We start from the raw sequence: 7,536 nt of genomic DNA on the forward strand, positions 1-7,536 counted from the left end.
GATTCAGCCAAGCAGCCTTGTGTACCGAGTCTACAACGTGTTCTCACGAGGCGACTCGGTTCAGTGGCTGTTCGGTGAGAGAATACCGAGTTTTGCTTCAAAGCTGGGGCAGTGTGGCCGCTGGGTGAACGTTGAGCTGCCTGGAGGCTGGTTCTCAGGACCAAAGCACAGAGACCTAGGTTCGCTCGCGGACTTGACCTTCCTGCCAAACCCACTACGGTAGCTACAGGTGCCTACGATGGATTGGGAAGAGCGCAGTTTTCTGACGGAACGCTTGTGGTCAAACGCCCTGGCTACATTGGGCCTGACTGCGGGTTGCTCTGCTGTGGCTGGCGTCGTTGGCGTGCTGCTCGTGATGTTGGTCATGCGTAGGGGCTTTTCGGGCCTGGAGGGTTTCGCACACATTGCAGTCACCGCCCCGCTGTCTTCTGCGGTGATGGGCGCCGTACTATGGGTGTTGACATGGCTTGTGGTCAACAGCATGACATCGGACGCGCTGCGACCGGGGGTCATGCGAGAGATTGCATGGGGTGTAGTAGTCCTAGTTATGGCTTTACAGGCCTTCGTGTGGGCGCTGTTCATCAGACATGGTGTGCAGTAGTAGTCAGTCTGATGTGCTGGCCTGTCGTCTTCATCCGGCAGCCCGTCACGCCGCGATGGGTTGGGGCATGTGAGAGGATTGATGAACACCTCGAAGGTGATCACTGATAGGTACGTGTACCTCTGAGGATGGCAACCTCTGGTCTAGGCTCGGCTCCGCAGCATCTGCCAGACGGACCTGTGGAAGTTCTGGGACGGCCAGTGGGTAAAGCACCACCTGTTTCCCAAGGCTTTGGCCAATAAGTTCAAGGATATCGGTATCCTCGTGAACCAAAAGGGCAACATCGTAAGTATCCCAAACTGGTTCCATCTCTGGCTGCATTCCAACATGGGAGTTCCCGGGTCAACGACGCAGGGAGGTTGGTGGAACTTCATGTGGAAGCAATTCTTCGCCCAATACGAGAAAGGCGGCTTGAAGGAAAAAGTGACGCCTACTATGGCTGATGCGATAGAGTGGCTGCACATGATGCTCCGCAGTTTGGGGGCTAAATGCGGCGAGATCAAGATCGTCGATCTTCTGAGCTCCCGTCCACCTGCGGGAGCGAGGAGGCGATAGCGCAATGGTAGAGCTTCGAGAAGTTTTCGGGTTGCAGATTGACTACGCAGTTGAGAGGCGCGGGCGGCTCGATGTGGCGCGCCGTGGTCCTTCCGTGACGCCCGGGGCCTACTGCGATGTGTGTGGGGCACTGGTGTGTTCGGAGGGGGGGTGGATGGGTGAGCCGGACCCGCTCTTGCTACGCAGCATAAGAGCAAGGCAGCGTCGCTATATGGTGAACCTGTCGGCGATAACGCGCATCGAGGATGCTCCGCGCCAGCTGTACAGTGAGTACCTGGCATGGCGTGCAGAGCTAGCAGAGAGAGCGGGTAGGCCAGACTACCTCGAAATCGAGGTGGGAATGGACATCGTGCGTGCCTGTTGGGTGGCGTTGGGCCCGGGCTGGGAAGAGCGCACCTGGGTTCAGCTGACAAACACCCAGTGGCTCGTGCGAACGCCGATAGTGCACGAGATGAAGGAGTATGGGTGGACGGGGTTCGAGTCGGCCGAACTGCCATTGCGCAGTGGAGAACCCAGTCCGTTCTCGTTAGTTTGGGTAACGGCATGGCGAACCGACATGCACTGGCTGGACGGGGTACCGTTCTCTCAGGACGAATCCCGCTGCGAGCAGTGCAAGAGCCTCCAGCAAGGAGCGTTTGTCCTCCCCGTGCGGGCCGCGATTCCTGCCGATCGGCCCGACCCCAGTGTGTTCGCCATGACACCCTGGGGTGCGGGGGGGCCACATGTCCGTGATGATGTTGCCGATTGGGTTCGCGAGAAGGGGTTTTCGGACTGCCGCGTCGTCGAGGGTTCTGTGGAGGATTCTCTAAAGCGTGTGAGCATTGAGGAACGCGAGAAGGAGTTCCTCGCCAGTTTGCCGCCTCCCCCGCCGTTGCCATGGGAATGAGAATCGGCGAGGCCTTGGACGGGAAAGAGATGACCCCCTTCCCAACCTTCCCCCTGGCCAGGGGGAAGGGGTAAGATGATGCCAGTGATGCGTGCTGACTTGGGGCATGTGAGAGGGTTGATGAACACGTCTAAGAGCATAACCGACCGGTATGTGTTCGATGCGTATGGCAACGACGTGGCGCCGGGGCTGCACAACACCGCCGAGGGGAACGCGCTACGCTTCCGGTGGAACGGCTCCTACGGCTACCGGACGCTCTACCTGCTGACCGGCCAGCAGAGCACGAACGCCGCCACGATCATGCACGTCGGCGCCCGCCACTACTCCCCTGCCCTCCGCCGCTGGCTCCAGAGGGATCCGGTGGACCTGGATGGAGGCTCTCCGAATCTCTACACCTACGCCTACAACGACCCAGTCAACATCGAGGACCGGACGGGGCTACAGGGGGACGAGGACGACTGGCTATTCGAACCAGACGCCCGGAAGAAGTACCACTACGGTCAGTTCCTCGAGACTGTTCACACAGGTGCTGTGGTCGGTGGCATTCTGGGTCGCGTATCGCTTGAGTGCCTGGAGCTTGCACTGCCGGGGTTCAACTGGGGTGGCGCGACCTTCAAGATGGTAAAGGGTGTCAAGGTGCTGGTGCGCGTTCCCTGGGGCAAGGCAGTGAAGTGGCTTGGCGGCAAAGTGCCTACTGTGGCTACTGACCAAGTGGAGAAGAAACTGAAGCACGCGGCCATATTCTTCCAGGGCGAGAAGGGTTACGATGTTGGAAAGCTCACCAAGGACCAGATAGCCTGGTGGGTTGCACAGATTGACGCGGCGCTCAGCACCAGAGGCAGCTTCCCATGGGTACTAGAGGGTGGCCAGGCATGTAGAGGGAAACTCGCCAGCTGGTATGATCCATTGTCGAGGCAGCGACGTTACATCGCAGTTCTCTTCGGCGAATCCAGCGGCGAGTATGTAACCCACTTTCAGGTGTCAGGTCCTACGCTGTCGGACATGCTGAGAAAAATGGAGTATTGATGTACGCTCGTTGCCTCCGGTTGTTGCTGACGCAAAGTCGGATATGGGATCGGGTTGCATGACCATGGCAGATGCGCCGCGGCACCCCAATCAGATAGAATGGGAGCGCTATGCGTGGGGCATCGCTCTCAATTACAATGTCGGGTTCTGGACGCCGTGGGGCCCCATTGAGCTCTTGAAGAATGGCCTTCGATCTCTTCGAAAGGCAGGTTGGGAGAGAATCGGCATTGAGCACCCCTACCTTAAGCCGGAGCTGTATCACAATGCCTGGGTCGGACAGATTCGCGGGATCGGCGAGGTCGGTGGACTGCTTAGTGGGCCCAGGCGCCACACACGTGGTGTGCCCCCAAAGTGGAAGCAAGAGTGGTACCTCGAGCTGTCCCTATCGGCATTCTGGAGCGACATGGCACAGAACAGCGACGACCCCCTGTACGCCCGCAAAGCCGCCGTACTAGACCGATGGATGTTGCGCTACCTGTACAGTGTGTGTGCATCAGCTCCCTTCGCGTATGCGGGTATTCAGTTCGAAGACTCGGTGCCGAGTCCCGAGGAACTGATGCGCGGTTCCTATGGCGATTGGCCGTTCCTTTGCCTGTGTCTCTCGACTGCAGAGTACTCGCAGGCAGACTTGGAGGAGCTGGCGACCGTGTATGCGGAGGGCTCCGTCGATCGTCAGCCGACCTTTTGGTGCTTTACGAGCGAGGCATGCTACAACCGCAGAGGGCGCAGTTTCGCCATCAGCAAGTCGGCCCAGCGCGCGATTGCGAGTGTGTTGCTGCGGCGGTTCGAGACTGGACGATGAGTGCTAGGATCACCCGGATTCCCGACTTCTCCGGAATGACGCCCTACGGGATGGGTTGGGGCATGGGAGAGGGACGATGAACACGTCGAAGGTGATAACTGATAGGTACGTGTTTGGCGCGTACCCGTTCGCGGGCGGAGGCGGGTCCGACTCTCGCGGCTCGCTATCCGCGCACTCTAACGGGCTAACACGCTCGGGTGGATCGAGGCTGGCTACGGGGCACTGCTCGCTAGCCACGTCGTCTAACGTGCCAGGGCATGCGCACTGCCGCCCGCTCAGGGCAGGTGGCGATGACGTCGCGCCGGGCCTGCACAACACGACGGAGGGTAACCCCTTCGCTCAGGTTCTCGGTATGCCCCTTAGTGTGAATAGCAAGTCGCTCAGGGCAGGCGCGCTGCGCTTCCGCTGGAACGGGTCGTACGGCTACCGGACGCTCTACCTGCTCTCCGGCCAACAAACCACTAACACCGCCACCCTCATGCACGTCGGCGCCCGCCACTACTCCCCGTCGCTAAGGAGGTGGCTACAGAGGGATCCCTCCGGGCTCGTGGGAGGCACGCCTAACCCGTATGTGTTCTGCGTCAACGACCCCGTCGGACTGGTAGATGTGGACGGCACTCGGCCGCTGACACGCGAAGACATCGATCGACTTCGCCGCCTGTACTGGTGGGTCGGCCGAGAGAGAATCCACACTGGCTATGGTGAACGAGGCGGTCCGCCGCCTGAAGGCAGAGATTGAGGCGGTGCCTGTGGGCCAGGAGGACCCGGAGCGTCTGCGGGCGCTGTGGTGGGCACTGGATCGGCTCGGGAACACCAGCTTCGGAGTACAAGGCTCTCTTGAAATGCCGCAGGGATACAGCGACGTGCCACCGGGCAAGAACAAGTGCAACGCGTTCGTCTGCTGTGTGTACGTAGTCGGTGCAGGCGTGTCCGTCAACTCGGAGAACGGCATGCCGAGGTTTGGCAGGTGGTACTGGTTCACGAGGTATCCACCTGGGGCGAATGAGTGGGCTCAACCCCAGCCGCTGGGTGGCTTCATACCGGCATGTGGCATGGTCCCCGGTGCCATAGTCGCCTTCGCGGACGAGCCAATGGGACACGCTGCGCTCTATGTGTCGTCCGGGCTACTGGTGTACGCAGGTAGCGACGGGGTGAAGCTCGGACTGCTAGCCACCAACCTTCTGGGACGCAAGGGTCTAGCTGTCCACGTGTATTGTCCAAGGTAGTTGGGCGGTGCGTATCATCTTGCGCCAGTCCGGTCTTAGGCTATTCAGGAGCACCACCGTTTGGTGGGCGATACTGGCATTCTGCGCGGGTGCCGTCGTGGGGTCGTCTGACCACTGGTGGTTGCGGGTCCCGGTCAGGAGTGTGGGGGGTGCGTCGGACTTTGCCGTGTACCGGCGTCCGTTCTCCGCGGAGATCATGGTGGTACGTGGGTACCAGGTGTTCGTCGTAGACCCACGATTTGGATGGCTGAAGTACTCGACCCCCCTGCTCGTGAGGACCCCGGTGTTTGTGTTCCAGCGCGATGTACGCAACGCTGGAATATGGCTCGTGCCCCCAGACCCCAAGGTGGACCACGATGCGGACCTTACGGCACGGGGCGGGCTGATTGCCTTCACCGACTTCACGGGTACGAGGATCTCGTTTGGGCTGGACTAGCATGGGGCGGTGTCGTGTCGGCCGTATCACTGCAACGCTGTCCCCAGTCTCCGCTAAGTTGACCTTGCCGCAGAAGGACGGCACCGGAGCACCTGGGAGACCGGGTTCAACCAGTTGCTCGGCGTGACGGGAGTGCTGGACTATGGCGTGGTCGCCACGTTCGACGACTTGGACTTCGTGTGGGGATACGTGTACGACGACGAGAATCGGCTGAAGCAGGTGACGAAGAACGGGCCCCGCAACTTGAGGCGCTCCCAGGTAACGGACCAACCGGCCCGCGCGTTCTCCGCTGGATTGACCGGTCAAGCGGTCCACTCCTGCCTTGGTCACGTAAAGGGCCATTATCGTGACCAACCACGAGCCCTTCGTACGCCCTGGCGGAGGCGTACAGGCTGGCATCATCTCTTCAGGACTCATCCTCACCCGACCCAGCACACCGAGCAACAGTTTCAATCCCCACCCGACCCGCGGGCCGGGTGCTACGCGCAGCCTTCGACGCAGACTGGTCGAGGAGCGTGTTTCAATCCTCACCCGACCTATGGGCCGGGTGCTACCTCATCTGTTCCGGCGGCAGTCCGCTGGCGTCTAGCCGTTTCAATCCTCACCCGACCTATGGGCCGGGTGCTACCTGATACTACTACGTCTCATGATGTCACTGTTCGTTTCAATCCTCACCCGACCTATGGGCCGGGTGCTACGAGTGAGACATGAGCTACCTGATTCGCACCGCAGCTGTTTCAATCCTCACCCGACCTATGGGCCGGGTGCTACATGTCCTCCTGCAGGATACGCACCTTCGAGATATCGTTTCAATCCTCACCCGACCTATGGGCCGGGTGCTACCGGTGAGCCGTGGGGACGATGTGTACCTACGCGGGGCGTTTCAATCCTCACCCGACCTATGGGCCGGGTGCTACGAGCGTGAAATATCGCCTGCTCAAGAAAGAGGTGTCCGTTTCAATCCTCACCCGACCTATGGGCCGGGTGCTACTTGGCGCAAGTGCAGGCAACTGGAGGCTACACCAGCCGTTTCAATCCTCACCCGACCTATGGGCCGGGTGCTACTCGAAGAGTGCTTCGACCTAGTTGATAACGCGTTCGAGTTTCAATCCTCACCCGACCTATGGGCCGGGTGCTACCTGCATGTACCCAATACGCTTACGATTGGGCAGTAGTTTCAATCCTCACCCGACCTATGGGCCGGGTGCTACCCGGAGCTCGAGCTGCAGCTCGGAGAACGCCTCCGCGTTTCAATCCTCACCCGACCTATGGGCCGGGTGCTACGACGGCAGGTACATGCGTTGGCATGTGTCTGTCGAGTTTCAATCCTCACCCGACCTATGGGCCGGGTGCTACGAGACTTTTCGGTCTCTCGCGGTTCGAGGCTCGCTGGTTTCAATCCTCACCCGACCTATGGGCCGGGTGCTACGTCATCAAGGTTCCAATGAACGAACCGCGAGAGACAGGTTTCAATCCTCACCCGACCTATGGGCCGGGTGCTACCTGCGTGCAACCGCGGCGGTATTCGCGCCTAAGCGGGCGGTTTCAATCCTCACCCGACCTATGGGCCGGGTGCTACGCGATAGCCTGCACATGGATACCCGCTTCCTCTCGGTTTCAATCCTCACCCGACCTATGGGCCGGGTGCTACGGATACAATCTACTCGTTCTCCCAAAATTGGAGCCAGTTTCAATCCTCACCCGACCTATGGGCCGGGTGCTACACTGGCTCGAGCTGTGCACGGGTCATGCATGACATGTTTCAATCCTCACCCGACCTATGGGCCGGGTGCTACTTCAGCGCGGATGGGGGATGATCTCCGGCACGATGTTTCAATCCTCACCCGACCTATGGGCCGGGTGCTACCTCGGGACTGTTAGGGCCCGGCCTCGATACTAGAGGCGTTTCAATCCTCACCCGACCTATGGGCCGGGTGCTACACGTGGTTGCTCCGCGCGGCAACCAGCACGAACACACGTTTCAATCCTCACCCGACCTATGGG

General features: G+C 60.2%; 8 protein-coding genes and 1 CRISPR repeat array. All 8 genes read left to right on the forward strand.

From position 1 onward, the window contains the following. Positions 1-238 precede the first annotated feature (238 nt). The 8 genes from HRF45_02760 (at position 239) to HRF45_02795 (ending at position 5,532) form a co-directional block, all read left to right on the forward strand. On the forward strand, positions 239-601 hold the full coding sequence (locus HRF45_02760; protein MEP0765450.1) for a hypothetical protein: 363 nt from the start codon (positions 239-241) through the stop codon (positions 599-601). Positions 602-832: 231 nt separating this feature from the next. Next, a complete protein-coding gene (locus HRF45_02765) occupies positions 833-1,156 on the forward strand; it encodes a hypothetical protein (GenBank protein ID MEP0765451.1) in 324 nt (107 codons plus the stop codon). 4 nt (positions 1,157-1,160) lie between these two features. Further along, complete coding sequence (locus tag HRF45_02770; GenBank protein ID MEP0765452.1) at positions 1,161-2,042, forward strand: hypothetical protein; 882 nt, start codon at positions 1,161-1,163, stop codon at positions 2,040-2,042. A 75-nt stretch (positions 2,043-2,117) separates the two neighbouring features. Next, positions 2,118-3,068, forward strand: coding sequence for a hypothetical protein (locus tag HRF45_02775; protein MEP0765453.1), 951 nt, complete (start codon positions 2,118-2,120; stop codon positions 3,066-3,068). Between the two features lie 58 nt (positions 3,069-3,126). Continuing rightward, complete coding sequence (locus HRF45_02780; GenBank protein ID MEP0765454.1) at positions 3,127-3,870, forward strand: hypothetical protein; 744 nt, start codon at positions 3,127-3,129, stop codon at positions 3,868-3,870. A 76-nt stretch (positions 3,871-3,946) separates the two neighbouring features. Further along, positions 3,947-4,609 carry a hypothetical protein gene (locus tag HRF45_02785; protein ID MEP0765455.1) on the forward strand — a complete coding sequence of 221 codons (663 nt, stop codon included), beginning with the start codon at positions 3,947-3,949 and terminating at the stop codon, positions 4,607-4,609. After that, positions 4,569-5,096 (forward strand): hypothetical protein, encoded by a 528-nt coding sequence (locus HRF45_02790; GenBank protein ID MEP0765456.1) that lies wholly within the window; start codon positions 4,569-4,571, stop codon positions 5,094-5,096. Before HRF45_02785 ends, HRF45_02790 begins: the two co-directional genes overlap by 41 nt. 7 nt (positions 5,097-5,103) lie before the next feature. Then, complete coding sequence (locus tag HRF45_02795) at positions 5,104-5,532, forward strand: hypothetical protein (protein MEP0765457.1); 429 nt, start codon at positions 5,104-5,106, stop codon at positions 5,530-5,532. A 446-nt stretch (positions 5,533-5,978) separates the two neighbouring features. Beyond that, a CRISPR array of direct repeats spans positions 5,979-7,473; the repeat unit is 37 nt; unit sequence GTTTCAATCCTCACCCGACCTATGGGCCGGGTGCTAC. Positions 7,474-7,536: the final 63 nt, after the last annotated feature.

This window comes from Fimbriimonadia bacterium, from assembly GCA_039961735.1.
GTDB lineage: Bacteria > Armatimonadota > Fimbriimonadia > Fimbriimonadales > JABRVX01 > JABRVX01.

Coding starts and splice junctions, on each gene's coding strand:
- HRF45_02775 (MEP0765453.1), top strand. CDS start 2,118: ATGATGCCAGTGATGCGTGCTGACTTGGGGCATGTGAGAGGGTTGATG.
- HRF45_02785 (MEP0765455.1), top strand. CDS start 3,947: ATGAACACGTCGAAGGTGATAACTGATAGGTACGTGTTTGGCGCGTAC.
- HRF45_02790 (MEP0765456.1), top strand. CDS start 4,569: ATGGTGAACGAGGCGGTCCGCCGCCTGAAGGCAGAGATTGAGGCGGTG.
- HRF45_02760 (MEP0765450.1), top strand. CDS start 239: ATGGATTGGGAAGAGCGCAGTTTTCTGACGGAACGCTTGTGGTCAAAC.
- HRF45_02770 (MEP0765452.1), top strand. CDS start 1,161: ATGGTAGAGCTTCGAGAAGTTTTCGGGTTGCAGATTGACTACGCAGTT.
- HRF45_02780 (MEP0765454.1), top strand. CDS start 3,127: ATGACCATGGCAGATGCGCCGCGGCACCCCAATCAGATAGAATGGGAG.